The sequence below is a fragment of the Microbacterium longlingense genome, from assembly GCF_058349825.2.
Map to the genome: position 1 here is coordinate 147,761 of NZ_JBYRJA020000001.1, position 14,871 is coordinate 162,631.

General features: G+C 68.6%; 11 protein-coding genes and 1 pseudogene. 4 read left to right on the top strand and 8 right to left on the bottom strand.

Features of this window, described 5'->3' with window-relative positions:
- Positions 1–53 precede the first annotated feature (53 nt).
- Positions 54–707, top strand: coding sequence for a TetR/AcrR family transcriptional regulator (locus tag AC3RXY_RS00665; RefSeq protein ID WP_491508950.1), 654 nt, complete (start codon positions 54–56; stop codon positions 705–707).
- A gap of 62 nt (positions 708–769) precedes the next feature.
- Here AC3RXY_RS00665 and erm read toward each other — a convergent pair whose 3' ends face one another.
- Positions 770–1,531, bottom strand: a complete 762-nt coding sequence (gene erm / locus AC3RXY_RS00670; protein WP_491508951.1) for a 23S ribosomal RNA methyltransferase Erm — start codon at positions 1,529–1,531, stop codon at positions 770–772.
- A 612-nt stretch (positions 1,532–2,143) separates the two neighbouring features.
- Here erm and AC3RXY_RS00675 point away from each other — a divergent pair.
- Together AC3RXY_RS00675 and AC3RXY_RS00680 are read left to right on the top strand one after the other, a co-directional pair.
- Positions 2,144–2,500: a hypothetical protein gene (locus AC3RXY_RS00675; RefSeq protein ID WP_491508952.1), complete on the top strand. Its 357-nt coding sequence runs from the start codon at positions 2,144–2,146 to the stop codon at positions 2,498–2,500.
- A 352-nt stretch (positions 2,501–2,852) separates the two neighbouring features.
- A pseudogene (locus AC3RXY_RS00680) lies at positions 2,853–3,852 on the top strand (IS481 family transposase).
- On the opposite strand, the gene hutG reads toward AC3RXY_RS00680, so the two are convergent.
- The 3 genes from hutG to hutU all read right to left on the bottom strand — a co-directional run bounded on the left by hutG (position 3,849) and on the right by hutU (position 8,279).
- Complete coding sequence (gene hutG / locus AC3RXY_RS00685; RefSeq protein ID WP_491508953.1) at positions 3,849–4,841, bottom strand: formimidoylglutamase; 993 nt, start codon at positions 4,839–4,841, stop codon at positions 3,849–3,851. The pseudogene AC3RXY_RS00680 and the gene hutG sit on opposite strands and share 4 nt — an antisense overlap.
- A 25-nt stretch (positions 4,842–4,866) precedes the next feature.
- Complete coding sequence (locus AC3RXY_RS00690) at positions 4,867–6,363, bottom strand: purine-cytosine permease family protein (RefSeq protein WP_491508954.1); 1,497 nt, start codon at positions 6,361–6,363, stop codon at positions 4,867–4,869.
- Between the two features lie 164 nt (positions 6,364–6,527).
- Positions 6,528–8,279: a urocanate hydratase gene (gene hutU / locus AC3RXY_RS00695; protein ID WP_491508955.1), complete on the bottom strand. Its 1,752-nt coding sequence runs from the start codon at positions 8,277–8,279 to the stop codon at positions 6,528–6,530.
- 356 nt (positions 8,280–8,635) lie between these two features.
- Here hutU and hutC point away from each other — a divergent pair, with 356 nt between their 5' ends.
- Positions 8,636–9,418 (top strand): histidine utilization transcriptional repressor HutC, encoded by a 783-nt coding sequence (gene hutC / locus AC3RXY_RS00700; protein ID WP_491508956.1) that lies wholly within the window; start codon positions 8,636–8,638, stop codon positions 9,416–9,418.
- 184 nt (positions 9,419–9,602) lie between these two features.
- Here the strand turns inward: hutC and AC3RXY_RS00705 are convergent, their stop codons facing one another.
- The 4 genes from AC3RXY_RS00705 to AC3RXY_RS00720 form a co-directional block, all read right to left on the bottom strand.
- Positions 9,603–10,349: an SDR family NAD(P)-dependent oxidoreductase gene (locus tag AC3RXY_RS00705; protein ID WP_491508957.1), complete on the bottom strand. Its 747-nt coding sequence runs from the start codon at positions 10,347–10,349 to the stop codon at positions 9,603–9,605.
- Between the two features lie 49 nt (positions 10,350–10,398).
- Positions 10,399–12,969 (bottom strand): flavin-containing monooxygenase, encoded by a 2,571-nt coding sequence (locus tag AC3RXY_RS00710; RefSeq protein WP_491508958.1) that lies wholly within the window; start codon positions 12,967–12,969, stop codon positions 10,399–10,401.
- A gap of 252 nt (positions 12,970–13,221) precedes the next feature.
- Positions 13,222–13,533 (bottom strand): hypothetical protein, encoded by a 312-nt coding sequence (locus AC3RXY_RS00715; RefSeq protein WP_491508959.1) that lies wholly within the window; start codon positions 13,531–13,533, stop codon positions 13,222–13,224.
- 124 nt (positions 13,534–13,657) lie between these two features.
- Positions 13,658–14,836 carry an MFS transporter gene (locus tag AC3RXY_RS00720; protein ID WP_491508960.1) on the bottom strand — a complete coding sequence of 393 codons (1,179 nt, stop codon included), beginning with the start codon at positions 14,834–14,836 and terminating at the stop codon, positions 13,658–13,660.
- Positions 14,837–14,871 lie beyond the last annotated feature (35 nt).

Genomic DNA, 14,871 nt, shown 5'->3' on the forward strand with positions numbered 1-14,871 from the left:
GATATTCGATTCAGCTTTCAAAATCAAACACGATTTAGCATTAGACTCGCCCCATGGCTCAACGAGGCGCGTACGCGAAAGGGGTGGCCCGCCGCGAGGAGATCCTGGACGCCACGCTCGACGTGATCGGCCGCCACGGCATGTCCCGCGCCTCCCTGAAGGACATCGCCGCCCAGGTCGGCGTGACCCCGGCAACGCTGCTGCACTACTTCGGATCGAAGGAGCAGCTCTTCACCGAGGTCCTGCGCCGCCGCGACATCCGCGACCACATCAGCCTCTCCGCACCGGGTCCGGAGCAGCTTCGCGACGCCTACCTGGAGCTCGTCGAGCACAACGTCGGGGTCCCCGGACTGGTCGAGCTCTTCTCCCGCCTGGCGGTCGACGCCGTCGACCCTGGTCACCCCGCGCACGACTACTTCCGGGAACGCAGCAGCAAGCTCCGCGCGGACGTGGCCGAGAGCATCGGCCGCATGCCCGCAGGCTCCGCGGCGCCCGTCCTCGCGCCGGAGACCCTGGCACGCATCGTCCTCGCGGTGACCGATGGCCTCCAGCTGCAGTGGATGCTGGATCCCTCGGTCGACATGGCCGCGACCATCGGCGCGCTTCTGGAGGCTCTGGTGCCGGAGGCACAGGCCCCCGGCACCGCTCAGACCCCGGCTCCCGCAGCGGCGGACGAGAAGGATCGCCGGGCGGACGACAGCGCCTGACCCGGATCGCACGCCGCCGCAGCGCGGCGACCCGGGAGGCCTGGGCCGTCCGCCCGACGCCCTCAGCCGCGCACCGCGCTCCAGATCCCGGCCCACTGCTCGGGCGTCAGATCACGCGGGAGCCGACCAGCGGCGACACGGTGCCGCCTCAGGGCGGCCGAGACCCGGCCGGGGTCGACGCGGGCCGCCTGAGCGATGATGCGGCCGAGAGAGCGGCCTCGACCGGTGAACACTGCCCGCACGAATCGCTCATAGGCGGCCCGCTGTCCGTCGGGCACCAGCGGTTCAGCGCGGCGCGTGATCTGCATGATCCCGCCGTCGACGCTCGGACGCGGCCGAAACCCCCACGAGGGAGTTCTGCCGTGCAGCGAGAACGTGAACCACGGGGCGGTCTGCGCGGTCAGCAGGGTGGCGCCGCCGACCCCGCATCTCTTACGGGCGACCTCCCACTGGGTCAGCAGCACCGCGTCGCGCCAGGTGCCCGTGCGGAGCAGCCGTCGCAGGATCGGCGTGGTGAGATGGAACGGGATGTTCCCGACGATCACCGGTCGGTCCAGAGGCACCGTGAGGGCATCGGCATGCACGACCGTCACGTGCGGCAGCGTCCGGCGCAGCCGAGCGACCCGGTGCTCGTCGATGTCGATCGCGGTCACCGGCCTGCCGAGCTCTGCGAGCCGCGCGGTGAGGGCGCCGTCGCCAGCACCCACCTCAAGGATGGGCCCGCGGGTCGCGGCGGTCAGGGCCACGATCGTCGAGATGGTGGGGGTGTGGATGAGGAAGTTCTGGCCGAGTTCGTGTCGGCCGCCGTGGGATGAACGAGGCATGGTCGCGCTCCAGGAGAAGGGGAGAGCGCCTCGGGAGCGGACAGAGCGCGGCACCGAAAGACGGGTGCACGAGATCGCCGTTCCGAGACGCGAATGGTCTCTCGGACGGACGACGCGCGAAGCGTTCAGCGAAGCGCGCCGTCAGGCGCGGCGGTCGCGGACATCAAGCGTGCGCGTCGCAGCGAACACGCAGATCAAGTTCCCCATGCTCCCCACCCTATGTCACGACACCGCGGATATCACGACACCGCGGGCATTGTTCGAGCGGCGGATGCGCCGATCCCGATGCCAGGACGACCATGACCAGACGGCGCCCGGGTGGCAGACCGCGCCCGATGCCGCCCGGTCGTTCCGAGACCCCGCCGATCACGCTGAACGCATGAGGCGTTCCACGCCTACGGATCGTGGTTCGCGGGCGAGTGGAACCTGGAGAAGGCTCGCCCGACCCGCACCGTAGATTGGACCTACGGCGTCGCGATCCACCGCTGCAACTGGACAACCGCGACCCAGTACTGAGGCGAGCCCCAACGACGATCATGAGAAGGTAATGGCATGTCCGCTACCCAGACCCGGAGATGGTCACCTCGGAGGACCACCCTTGTCGTTTCGGTCGTGCTGACCGTCGTGCTGGCCGTCGTCGGAATTTGGTGGTTCACCGGTGGGCTGCAGGCGTTGAGAGACCGTCCGCTCGGGGACGTCCTGGCTTACGTCGACGACATCAATCCTCAGGAGATGACGACGGAGGTATGCACCGAGACGAGAGGACTCTGCATCGAAGGTTGGCGGACAGAGATTGGCGATTTCCAACGCTTTGACTCGGTCGGAGAGGCGGAGTACTGGGAAAAGGTGCTCGGTAATAATGGGCTGCGGAACGGAACGATCATCCTCAACATGACAGGCCTAGACCTGTCACTCGATGAGAAGCGCCAAGCGGTCGACGTGCTCTTCGCAGACAGAGACTGGAACTGACTCGATAAGGACGTTCTACTGCCCCGGTGAGGTACATTCATTTCACCGGGGCACTGGCGTCTCCAATGGCGGGGCGATGAGCCCGAATCTTCCTGGCGATTGAGCAAGCAGCGTGCCCACTCTACGGAATGCCTGATGCCGCGCTCTACGTATGTCACCTGCTGTCCCACGTTAGGCCGCGCACCTTGAGAAGCCCAGTTGCGCGCGTCAGCATGGCCTCCTGCGAGGCGCCTAGGTGTGATGTCCGGGGACGTTGTTTCGGCGACACGGCTGTGAGGGGCTGAGAGGTGAGGGCCTCCGGTTGTGAAGTGGAGCTGTTGAGTTCAACCGCTTCAGGAACCAGGAGGCCCTCGTGTCCCACGCTAACGCTGCCCTGACCCCGCGAGCCCGGCTTCGACTGGCGCGCCTGATCGTCGAGGATCATTGGCCACCGTCCGTGGCGGCGAAGATGTTCATGGTCTCGCCCGTCACCGCCCGAAAGTGGGCGGCCCGGCTGCGGTCGGAGGGACCCGGCGGGATGACGGATCGGTCGAGTCGGCCACGGTCGATGCCGACGAAGACACCGCTGCCCGTGGTCAAGCAGATCGTGAAGAGGCGGTGGCGGGGACGCCTCGGGCCGGTCCAGATCGCCGGCGAGCTCGGTCTGCCCGCCTCGACCGTTCACGCGGTCCTGGTGCGCTGCCGGATCAACAAGCTCCACGCGATTGACCGAGTCACGGGAGAACCGATCCGCCGTTACGAGCACGACTATCCCGGCTCGCTGATCCATGTCGACGTCACGAAGTCCGGCAACATCCCCGACGGCGGAGGCTGGCGGTTCGTCGGACGCGTCCAAGGGTGAGCGCAACCGCGAAGCCACCGCGACCCGCACGAAGAACAGGAACCACCGCCACGAGCCCAGGCTGTGCACCGCGTTCGTGCACACCGTCATCGACGACCACTCCCGCGTCGCTTACGCCGAGATCCACTCCGACGAGAAGGCCGCCACCGCGATCGACGTCCTCGAATGCGCCGTCGCCTGGTTTGCCGAACGCGGTGTCACCGTCGAGCGCGTCCTCTCGGACAACGGCTCCGCCTACAAGTCCCACGCCTGGCGCGATGCCCGCGCCCAGCTCGGGATCACCGCGAAGAAAACCCGCCCCTACCGGCCACAGACCAACGGGAAGATCGAACGCTTCCACCGCACCCTCGCTGACGGCTGGGCATACGCACGCTTCTACGGATCAGAAGCCGAGCGCCGATCCGCGCTCCCCGGCTGACTCCACTTCTACAATCATCACCGGCACCACTCCGCCATCGGAGCCCCACCCATCAGCAGAATCGAAAACAACCTCCCTGGACATCACACCTAGGACAGGGGGGTGCCAGCGCCCCCGGCTCGCAGCGGCTGTCCGCCGGTGACGATCCGGTGGATCAGCCGGGCGGCCGTCCGCGCGGTCCGATCGTCGATGTCCAGGTCGGGGTTGAGCTCTGCGACATCGACGAGGGCGAGCTTGCCGCTCCGGGCGACGCGATCGCACACATGCTGGATCACCGAAAGGGGCACGCCGTAGGCGGCGGGCGCGCTCACGCCGGGGGCGACGGCCGCGGGAAGCACATCCAGATCGATGGTGAGGTAGACCAGGTCCGCGTCGTCCAGAAACCGGGTGACGAAGCCGTCGACCGCGGCGATGTCCTGGCAGTCGTCGTCGAGGAGGTGCCGCACGCCGTGGGCGCGCGCTGTCTCGAACAGGATCTGGGTGTTGCTCGGCTGGCTGATCCCGAGCACGTCGTATCTCAGCGGGCGGCCGATGGACTGCTCCCGTTCGAGCATCTGCCGGAAACCGGTGCCGGACGACGGGACCGGGTCTGGGCGCAGATCGAAATGCGCGTCGAGGTTCAGCACGCCGAGCACGGGCTTGGCATCGCGCTCGGTGGTGTCTGCGATGCCCAGGTAACTGCCGTAGGCGACCTCATGACCGCCCCCCAGCACGACCGGAAGGTGACCGGCCGCACGGATCGCATGGACGACGCGGCCCAGGCGTTCCTGCCCGGCACCGAGGTCCCCGTCGGCCACGACCACGTCCCCGGCGTCCAGCAGAGCCTGGTCCGGTCGGGCCAGCGCCAGGCCGGCCAGGGCTGTACGCAGCGCGACGGGTCCGCGCGCGGCTCCCGCCCTGCCCCGGTTGCGCACCACCCCCTCATCGGAGGCGAACCCCACGATCACCGTGGCACCGGCGGCATGATCGTCGGTGAAGGGCCGCACCCGGTGATGCCACCGTCGGTGTTCCGGTCCTGGCCCGTCATCCCTCCCGTGCCACGGAGAAGGAAGCCGGTCGATCCCGGGGAGGGTCGTGGTCATGCGCGTTGTCCTTCCATGCTGGGCGTCATCCGCGGCGACCGGGCGATCCGGTGCGGGGGTCCGAGGGTCGCACCGTCCGATCGATGCGGAGGTCCTCCATCTGGGCGTCGGTGGGATAGATCATGCGCTCGGGCGGATGGTTCGTGCGCTTCGCGACGACGTAGTACAGCCCGCCGGTCACGAACAGACCGACGATCCACGAGATGTCCGCTCCGCCGAGCAGATGGGTGATGGGGCCGGTGTAGAGCTTCTGCGCGAGGAACGGGATCTGCACCAGCACCCCGGCCGCGTAGACGAGCAGCGTCGGCACATTCCATGATCCGTACCTCCCCTTCGGATCGTAGAGGGCGGGGATGTCGATCCGCTCCCGGGAGATCAGGTAGTAGTCGACGAGATTGATCGCCGACCACGGTGTGAACACCATCAGCAGCAACAGCACGAAGTTGCGGAAGTTGTCCAGGAACTCGGCGCTCGCGGCGAGCGCGATCACCATGGAGATGAGGATGAAGGCGACGATGTAGAGCGCGCGGGCCAGCCCGGAGATGCGGGCACGCCCCCGGAACGCGGTCACGGTGGTGAGCACCGACATGAACCCGCCATAGGCGTTGAGCACGTTCACGGCGAGCTTGCCGCACACGATCACCAGGTACAGCACGATCCCGATCAGCACCGGGCCGCCGAGCTCGCCGATGAAGCCGACCTGGTTGCCGAGGAACGCATCGCCCGCGACCGCTGCCACCAGCGCCCCCAGCGTCATCGACCACTGCGAGCCGATCACGCTGCCCGCGTACGTCGACCAGAAGGTGGTCTGCTCGCTGGTCGTGCGGGGCAGGTAGCGGGAGTAGTCGGCGACGTACGGCCCGAAGGTCAGCTGCCACCCGGCGCCGAGCGCGATCGAGAGCAGGAAGGTGGGGATCTCGAAGGGGATCACCCCGATGTGCGCGGGGATGTCGTACTCGAGGAAGAGACGGATCCCGAGATAGGTGAAACCGATGATTCCGGCGACGGTGGCGACCCGCCCGACGACGTGGATCAGCCGGTAGCCGAAGATCGCGACGATCGCCGTCAGCGCACCGAAGATGACGATCCCGACCGCGGGCGTCTCCACACCCAGGATCTTGTTGATCGCCTGGCCGGTGAGCACCGTGCCCGTCGCGGCGAAGCCGAGGTACATCAGAACGACCAGGACCAGCGGGATCGCGGCGCCCCTGACCCCGAACTGGGCGCGGCTGGAGATCATCTGCGGCAACCCCATGCGCGGCCCCTGCGCGGCGTGCAGGGCCATCACGACGCCACCGGCGAGGTTTCCGATGAGGAGACCGATGATCGCCCAGAGCGCGTCCGCACCGAAGACCACCGCGAGCGCGCCGTCGACGATCGCGGTGATCTGCATGTTCGCCCCGAACCAGAGCGTGAACTGGCTCCGCGGCGAACCGTGCCGCTCGGTGTCCGGCACGACGTCGATCGTGCGCGTCTCCACGGTCAGCATCTGTGTCGTGGGGGTGGGATCCTTCTCTGTCATCATTCGTCCTTCATTCGGATCTCACGGAATCATCCCCGATCCCGCATCGGCGACGCACCACCCCGCGATCGCGGCCGGCCGCCCCCTGCTGTGCTCGCCCCTCCCCCGCGGCGGCCGACCTGCCCAGCGGCAGCACCGGGAGCCGCCCGCGCAGGGGCGTTGCCCTAGTTCTTCAGCGCTGCGCTGTTGCCCGCCGCGGCCGCCGCACGGGCTGACTCGCCGCCGTCCCTGACCACCGGCGCCACCGGGATGCGCACCCCGCGCTCCCTGGCCACGTCGACCGCATGCTGATATCCGGCATCGACATGGCGGATCACCCCCATGCCGGGGTCGTTGGTCAGCAGACGCTGCAGCTTCTCGGCGGCGAGCGGCGTTCCGTCGGCCACCGAAACCTGACCGGAGTGCAGCGAACGGCCGATGCCGACGCCGCCGCCATGATGCAGCGACACCCAGGTGGCGCCGGAGGCTGTCGCGGTGAGGGCGTTCAGCAGCGGCCAGTCGGCGATGGCGTCTGAGCCGTCCGCCATCGCCTCGGTCTCCCGGTAGGGCGATGCCACCGAGCCGGAGTCGAGGTGATCGCGGCCGATCACGATGGGCGCGGCGAGCCGGCCTTCGGCGACCAGCTCGTTGAACCGCACCGCGGCTTTGGCGCGCTCGCCGTAGCCGAGCCAGCAGATGCGAGCCGGCAGACCTTCGTACTCCACGCGCTCCTGCGCGGCGCGGATCCAGCGGTGCAGGTGCTCGTTCTCCGGGAAAAGCTCGAGGATGGCCTCGTCGGTGACCCGGATGTCCTCGGGGTCGCCCGAGAGGGCCGCCCACCGGAACGGCCCGAGGCCCTCGCAGAAGAGCGGGCGGATGTAGGCCGGCACGAAGCCCGGGAACGCGAACGCGCGGTCGTAGCCGCCGGTGCGGGCCTCATCGCGGATCGAGTTGCCGTAGTCGAAGACCTCGGCCCCGGCGTCCTGGAACTCGACCATGGCGCGCACGTGCGCGGCCATGGATGCCTGCGCGTCGCGCGTGAAGGTCTCTGGGTCGTCCGCTGCGCGGCGCTGCCACTCCTCCACCGCATAGCCGACGGGCAGGTAGCTGAGCGGGTCGTGCGCGCTGGTCTGGTCGGTGACGACGTCAATCGTGATCTCCCCGGCACGATGCCTGCGCAGGATCTCGGGAAAGACCTCTGCCGCGTTTCCGACAAGGCCGACCGACCAGCCCCGCCGTTCGTCCTTCGCCTGCTGCACACGGGCGAGGGCCTCGTCGAGGTCGGTGACCACCTCATCGAGATAGCGCTTGCCCACCCGGCGGCGCAGGCGGGTCTCGTCGACGTCGACGATGAGGCAGGCGCCGTCGTTGAGGGTGACCGCGAGGGGCTGCGCTCCGCCCATGCCGCCGCACCCGCCGGTGAGGGTGATGGTGCCGGCGAGCGTGCCGCCGAACCTCTTCCTGCCCACCGCCGCGAAGGTCTCGAACGTGCCCTGCAGGATTCCTTGGGTGCCGATGTAGATCCAGGAGCCCGCCGTCATCTGGCCGTACATGATGAGGCCCTCGTCCTCGAGCCGGCGGAACTCCGGCCAGGTGGCCCAGTTGCCGACGAGGTTGGAGTTGGCGATGAGCACGCGCGGCGCCCAGACGCTGGTGCGGAAGACGCCGACGGGCTTGCCGGACTGGACCAGCAGCGTCTCGTCGTCCTCCAGGTCGCGCAGCGTGTCGACGATCGCGTCGAAGGCCTCCCAGCTCCGCGCGGCCCGGCCGGTGCCGCCGTACACGACGAGGTCGTCCGGTCGTTCCGCCACCTCCGGATCGAGATTGTTCATGAGCATGCGCAGCGGCGCCTCGGTCTGCCAGCTCTTGGCCGAGATCTCGGCGCCGCGGGGAGCGCGGACGGGGCGGGCCTCGTGCCCTGGGGACGTGATCGTCATGGATGCTCCATTCAGTCGTGCCGGTGCGCGTGACCCGGGCGTGACGTCGATCCTGCGCACAACGGCGATCGCACCCCCCGGTCCACCACCTGTATAGTGCGGTATATACAGGTGACTTGTCAACGACGAATCCGGGTGAGGGCGACGGCAGCCGGCACCGGCCGTTCGACGCACGAAGGGGGGAGGCCGATCGTGAGACCCCACTGCCGGCCGGCCGAGCGCAGCGCACCCGCGCCTGGTGATCCTCCGCCACCGTCCGGACCACCCCAGGCGGGCTCCGGATGAACGCCCCCGTAGACTCGCACCAGCAACATCTCGCCGACAGGCGACCGATGCACAGGCCAAGGAGGTGCGCGATGCCTGCGGTGAACATGCCAGAGCTCGTCCGCGCCTTCGCCGCGTCCACCGGCAACGGCCGGCCGGCCTATGAACGCCTGAAGCGCGTGATCAGCGACCGGATCCGCACCGGTCAGTGGGATGAGGGCGACCAGCTCCCCTCAGAGAACCAGCTGGTCGATGCGCTCGGCCTGTCGCGCATGACCATCAACAGGGCGCTGCGCGAGCTCGCAGCCGACGGGATCATCCTGCGCAGCATGGGCGTGGGCAGTTTCGTGGCCTCTGTGAAGGCCACATCCCCCCTGTTCGAGGTGAAGAACATCGCGGACGAGGTCCAGCGACGCGGCCACCGGCACCACACCAGGGTCGTGCTGCTGGAGGAGGCGGCCAACCCGATCGCGCGGCACTTCTCCGAGGACTTCTCGAGCGACGTCGTCTTTCATTCGCTGATCGTGCACTACGAGGACGACACCCCGATCCAGCTGGAGGATCGGGTGGTGAATCCGAGCTTGGCGCCCGACTACCTCGCTCAGGACTTCACGCAGACCACACCGAACGACTACCTCTCGCGGATCGCCCCGCTGGTTCGCGGCGAGCACATGGTCGAAGCGGTGCTGCCCACGGCAGAGGAGAGCGATCTCCTCGAGCTCGGGCCTCTCGAGCCCAGCCTCCAGATCCGGCGTCGCACGTGGTCTGCCCAGGGTCTGGTGAGCATCGCCCGGCTCCTGCAACCGGGGTCGCGCAGCCGTCTGGAAGGCGCATTCGGCGTGCCGTCGACCCAGCACGAGACGCTCCAGGGCTGAGGCGGGGTCGCTCTCCGGCCCGCTCCGCGCTGTCGGTGCGCGCACAGCGCCGCCGCGGTCCTGCCCGAGGAGGGGCCGGACCGCGGCGGCGCAAGCCGGTGCGGCGACGCTCAGTCGGCCGCCGCCGCCCCGGCCGCGGCACCCGGGACGCGCCGGGCACCGGTCGGGGACGGCACGCGCCGGATCAGCGGAACACCATCCCGCCGTCGACGACGATCGTCTGTCCGGTCAGGAAAGCCGCATCGTCGCTGGCCAGGAAGGCCGCAGCGCCGGTCAGATCCGCAGGAACCTGCAACCGGCTGATCGACTGCATCGTTGGCAGGTCGTCGAACATCTCGGCGAGCGGCGACGCCGCCGACGTCGCCGTGCGCACCAGGCTGGGCGCGATGGCGTTCACCGTGATGCCGTGCGGGCCGAGCTCCGCCGCCAGGCTCCGGGTGAAACCGATGTTCGCCGCCTTCGTGCTCACGTACGAGACATACTGCTCGATCTTCAGCCAGACCGCCGTCGAGGCGAGGCTGATGATCCGACCCCACCCGCGCTCGCGCATCCCCGGCACGAAGGCCTGCGACATGAGGAACTGCGAATCGCAGTTGATGGCGAACATCCGTTTCCATGCCTCGAAGGTGATGTCATCGAACGACGTCAGACCGTAGACGCCGACGTTGTTGACCAGGATGTCCGCGGTCCCGAGCTCGGTGCCGACCTCAGCGGCGAACGCCGCGACGTCCTCCGGCTGCGTCGCGTCGCACCGCACCGCCAGCACCCGCCGATTCAGCGCGGCGATCCGCTCGACCGTCTCGGTGGCCTCCTGAAGGTCGGCGATCGCGACATCGGCTCCCTCCTCGGCGAGCCGGATCGCGATGGCCTGCCCGATCCCGGCAGCCGCTCCGGTCACGACCGCGGTGCGCCCTTCCAGTCGATTGCTCATTCTCTCTCTTCTCTCTTCGATGGTCGATCGACGACGGAACGCGCCGCCGTTAGGAACGCGCAAGACAATGCGACACGAACGCCGCGGCCTCGGCCCGCTGTTCACCGGCGGATGGCACCACGAGCGACATCCAGAACGCTCCGTGCGCCAGGCCGTCGAAGCGACGCACGCGGGCATCGCCGCCGGCCTCCGTCACCTGCCGGGCGAAGAGCTCGGCCTCGTCACGCATCGGATCGCACTCGTTCGTGATGACGAGCACCGGCGGAAGGGAAGCGAGGTCGGCGTCCAGCAGCGCCAGACGACGGTCGGCTCGCTGTGCGGGGTCGGGGGCGTACTGCTCCCCGAACCACGCCACGTCGTCCGCCTCGATGACATAGCCTGCGGCGAATCGCCGGCGCGAGGCCGTGTCGACATCCAGGGCGACGAGCGGGTAGACCAGCAGCAGTGCGGACAGGCGCACACCGGCGCGCCCGGCACGGAGCGCCACCGCGATGGCCAGCATGCCCCCCGCGGAGTCGCCCCCGACGCCGATCCGTTCCTGGTCGCCGCCGAAGGCGCTGACGTTCGCCGTTGTCCACGCCAGTGCCGCGTCGGCATCGTCGTGCGCACACGGGAAGGTGTGCTCGGGCGCGCGACGGTACGTGGCAGAGACCACGATGCTCCCGCTCCGGGATGCCAGATCTCGTGCCACCTCATCCACGACGTCCAGCCCTCCGCCGACGAAACCGCCGCCGTGGAAGTACGTCAGAACGGGGAACGGCCCATCGCCGTGCGGCACGTACACCCGCAGCTGCTGCTCCGGGTCCGGCCCGTAGGTCGCGGAGTGGACCTCGCGGACCTCCGCGGCCGGACGCTGCATGCCGACGAAGGAGTCGATGGCGGCGCGGGAGGCCGCCACACCGGCGTCCCGGAAGCCGGTGAAGCCCTGCTGCCGAAGCGACTCTGCGACGAACATGAGTGACGGATCGAGAGCCGGGGAGTACTCCGCCTGTGCGAGCCCCTCCGTCGTCTGCGCGAAGCGGAACCCGCGGTACGCGTTGCGTTGCACGTTGTCGCAGACGGCGCGATAGCGCGGCGCCCCGCCGAGGTACACCAGAACGCGGCGCGGCTTGCCCGGCACGTTCGCCCCCATGTACCACGACGTCTGGGACGAGGGCAGCAGCGTGGCCTCCGCCAGCGCAGCGGTCTCGGCGACCCACTGCCGCTGAGCCTGCTCGCTCGGATCGATCAGCGTGTGCCCGTGATCGCGCATGTACTGGATCGTGTCCGCGGTGAGGTCGACATGATCCTCGATGGCCAGCGGCATATTGTAGAGCACGGACGGGCTCTGCGGCCCGGTGATCATGAACATGTTCGGGAAACCGGACGTGGTCAGCCCCAGGTAGGTCTGCGGTCCGTCCGCCCATTCATCGGCCAGGCGCCGCCCGTCTCGACCCGAGATGTTCATGGCCAGGAGGGGGCCGGTGCACGCGTCGAACCCGGTCGCGAGAACGAGAACGTCGAGCTCCACGACGGTGCCGTCTGCCAGCCGCACGCCGTCCGGAACAATCGTTTCAATAGGATTCGATCGCACATCCAGAAGAGAAACAGAATCACGATTGAATGCCTCGTAATAATCAGTCTCCAGCGGCGGCCTCTTGGTTCCGTATGGATAGTCCCGCGGGCAGAGGAGCTCGGCCGTCGCGGGATCCTTCACACGCTCCCTGATACGCGAACGAATGTAGTCGGACGCGGTTTCGTTCGCCGCGTCGTCGAAGAGGATGTCGCCGAAGCTGTCGATGAAGAATCGAAATCCGCCACGGTCCCATCGATCGTCGAAAACATTTCTCCGATGTTCGGGGGTCACCGCAAGCGCCGAGGGCTCCACCTCGTCGTACGGAACGCCGAGAAAATGATTTCGAGACGCCGCTCTGATATGCGCATAATCCCCCTTCTCCGCCTTTTCCTCCGCAGGGTCTGTCGGGTAGTTTCCCAGCGGCGTGACGTAGTTGGGCGTGCGCTGGAAGACGGTGAGCGACCCGGCGGACTTCGCGATCTCGCTGATCGCCTGGATACCACTCGAGCCGGTGCCGATGATGCCGACGCGCAGACCGGCGAGCTCGACCTCCTCACGCCAGTCCCCGGTCAGGAGGGTGCGACCGCGGAAGCTCTCGATTCCGGGGAACTCCCCGGTCTTGGGAACGGAAAGCGTGCCGGCGGCGGAGACGAAGAACCTCGCGGTATGGGTCTGCCCGTCACTGGTGCGCACCTGCCACGCATCGGACCGATCGTCCCACCGCACCGACTCGACGCGGATGTTGAAGGTGAAGTCGTCCGCCACGCTGTACCTGTCGGCGACGTGTTCGAGGTACCGGAGGATCTCCGGCTGAGCGGGGAAGCGTTCCGACCAGTGCCAGGTCTGCTGAATATCGTCATCGAACGAGTACGAGTAGTGCACGCTCTCGATATCGACGCGCGCCCCGGGGTACCGGTTCCAATACCAGGTTCCCCCGACGCCCTCACCGGCCTCGAATCCGTGGACGGAGAGACCGAGTTGATCTCGAAGTTTGTGCATGGCGTAGATTCCGGCGAAACCGGCTCCCACGATGATGACGTCATAGTCCGTCTTTGCAGGGCTCATTCTCATCAACTCCGATGAAGATCAACAGCCAATGGGCATAGCTGTGTTTCCCGATATCAGCGGGACCTCTTGCAACCTCTTTGTTGCTGTGCCCATGCTGACGTAGGCGCGCGCGGCGTGTCCAATAGACGTCCGCGATCGGTTCGATACGGAAGCCTGCTGAATGAAAATCGCGGCGCCGGTCACCTCAGCGCCGGCGGGACGCGTCGACCGCGGCGGGCACCCCGATGATGAGCAGCGGTGCGCTGTGCGTCATCGGCACCCCGCCGCGCCCTCCGTCCGGACGAGGTTCCACGGCGCGAGGTCGTTGTGCGAGACGATCTCATCCCCCGGCCGCCGCATCGCGGTCTCCCCGACGTCCGGCTCCCGCCGCGTGAACGATGCGCTCGCTTCAGGGAGGAGACGGATGATGTGGCCGACGCGCTCGGCCTCCGCGACGCTCAGCGGCAGCTCGGCCATCACGCCCTCACCCGGCACGAACTCCAGGATCTGGCGGCCCCGCTCATCCCGCCCGCGTGGCTCGGGGAGGAGATCCCCGACGAGGGGTGTCTCCGGGTGCTCCATGCCGCCTTGCCGTCCGCTCCGCGCCGAGGACGCGGCCCGATCATCGCACGCTCCGCCCACGCGATCACGGGCTTGCGCCGCAGTCTGCGCCGGCCAGGGGGCCGATACGCCGCGGCCGCACGCCTCAGGGGCGCGACCGCTCCTGATCGCGACGGGTGGCTGCGCGCACGATCAGCGCGGCGATCACGGTGAGGACGGCTCCGATCAGGAGCGCGGGAGCGAGGATGCCCGTCCCCGCCACGGCGATCACCGCGCCGATCGCGGGCGGGCAGATCACCGCTCCGACCATCGCCCCCGCGATCACATAGGCAAACGCAGAGCCGTGGGCGCGCCCCGTCGCCGCCAGCCACGTGAGGCCGTTGGGGAAGATCGGGCCGATGAACAGGCCGGCAGCCAGGTACGCCCAGACCGTCGCCGCCGGGATCAGGGCGACCAGGATCGCGACGGTCATGCCGATGGCGCTGACGATCACGATCGTCTCCGGATGCACCCGGTGCGCCAGGGGCACGACGAGGAACCGCCCGACGACCATCATGAGCCAGAAGCCCGCAGTGGCCAGGCTCGCGGCGGATGCACCGGAGCCGAGGTCGATCAGGCGGGTCGGCTCCCAGTTGCCGATGCCGGACTGCACCGCGAAATGCGCGATGTAGAGCACCAGCAGGCCACCGACGATCACCGCTCCGGTGGCGGTCACGCGCGGTCGACGCGTGTGTCGAACAGCATCGGCCGCCGCGACAGCCTCGGCAGGCGTCGGGCGCGGAACGAGCCCGTGCATGGTCGCGAGGGCGCCGAGGGCCACCAGGGCGATCGCCCCGAACATGAGCGGATAGCGACCCGCTCCGATGACCGCGATGAGCAGCGGAGATGCCACCGTACCGATCCCGAAGCACGCGTGCGCGACGTTGACAAGGGCATGCCCCCTGGTGCCCTGCCCGAGGATGAACAGCTGCGTGATCAGCACGTCGCAGCCCCCGAATCCGAGCCCCGCGATCACCGCACCGGCGAGCACCAGCGGCCAGGCCGGGGCCAGGCAGATCAGCGCGGCGCCGGCCGCGACCAGGGCCAGCGAGACCGAGACCGCGACCCGGTTGCCGAAGACGCGCAGGAGCGGTTGTGCGGCCAGAACGCCGGCCACAGCCCCCGCGGACTGCACGGACAGGCCGCCTCCCGCGGCGGCCTCGGACAGGCCGAACCGGGCCTGCAGCTCGGGGATGACGGGCCCGTACGCCGCCATCATCGCACCGACGGCCACCATCGCCAGGCAGGCACCGGTCGTCGCCGCACGCGTGAACAGCTGGGTCACGGCTTCTCCTCTCACTCCACGAAAGAGCATAAGAG

What these genes read in the sequence shown, in the direction of transcription:
- AC3RXY_RS00665 (WP_491508950.1), top strand. Translation starts at nt 54, where the DNA reads ATGGCTCAACGAGGCGCGTACGCGAAAGGGGTGGCCCGCCGCGAGGAG.
- erm (WP_491508951.1), bottom strand. Translation starts at nt 1,531, where the DNA reads ATGCCTCGTTCATCCCACGGCGGCCGACACGAACTCGGCCAGAACTTC.
- hutG (WP_491508953.1), bottom strand. Translation starts at nt 4,841, where the DNA reads ATGACCACGACCCTCCCCGGGATCGACCGGCTTCCTTCTCCGTGGCAC.
- AC3RXY_RS00690 (WP_491508954.1), bottom strand. Translation starts at nt 6,363, where the DNA reads ATGACAGAGAAGGATCCCACCCCCACGACACAGATGCTGACCGTGGAG.
- hutU (WP_491508955.1), bottom strand. Translation starts at nt 8,279, where the DNA reads ATGACGATCACGTCCCCAGGGCACGAGGCCCGCCCCGTCCGCGCTCCC.
- hutC (WP_491508956.1), top strand. Translation starts at nt 8,636, where the DNA reads ATGCCTGCGGTGAACATGCCAGAGCTCGTCCGCGCCTTCGCCGCGTCC.
- AC3RXY_RS00705 (WP_491508957.1), bottom strand. Translation starts at nt 10,349, where the DNA reads ATGAGCAATCGACTGGAAGGGCGCACCGCGGTCGTGACCGGAGCGGCT.
- AC3RXY_RS00710 (WP_491508958.1), bottom strand. Translation starts at nt 12,969, where the DNA reads ATGAGCCCTGCAAAGACGGACTATGACGTCATCATCGTGGGAGCCGGT.
- AC3RXY_RS00715 (WP_491508959.1), bottom strand. Translation starts at nt 13,533, where the DNA reads ATGGAGCACCCGGAGACACCCCTCGTCGGGGATCTCCTCCCCGAGCCA.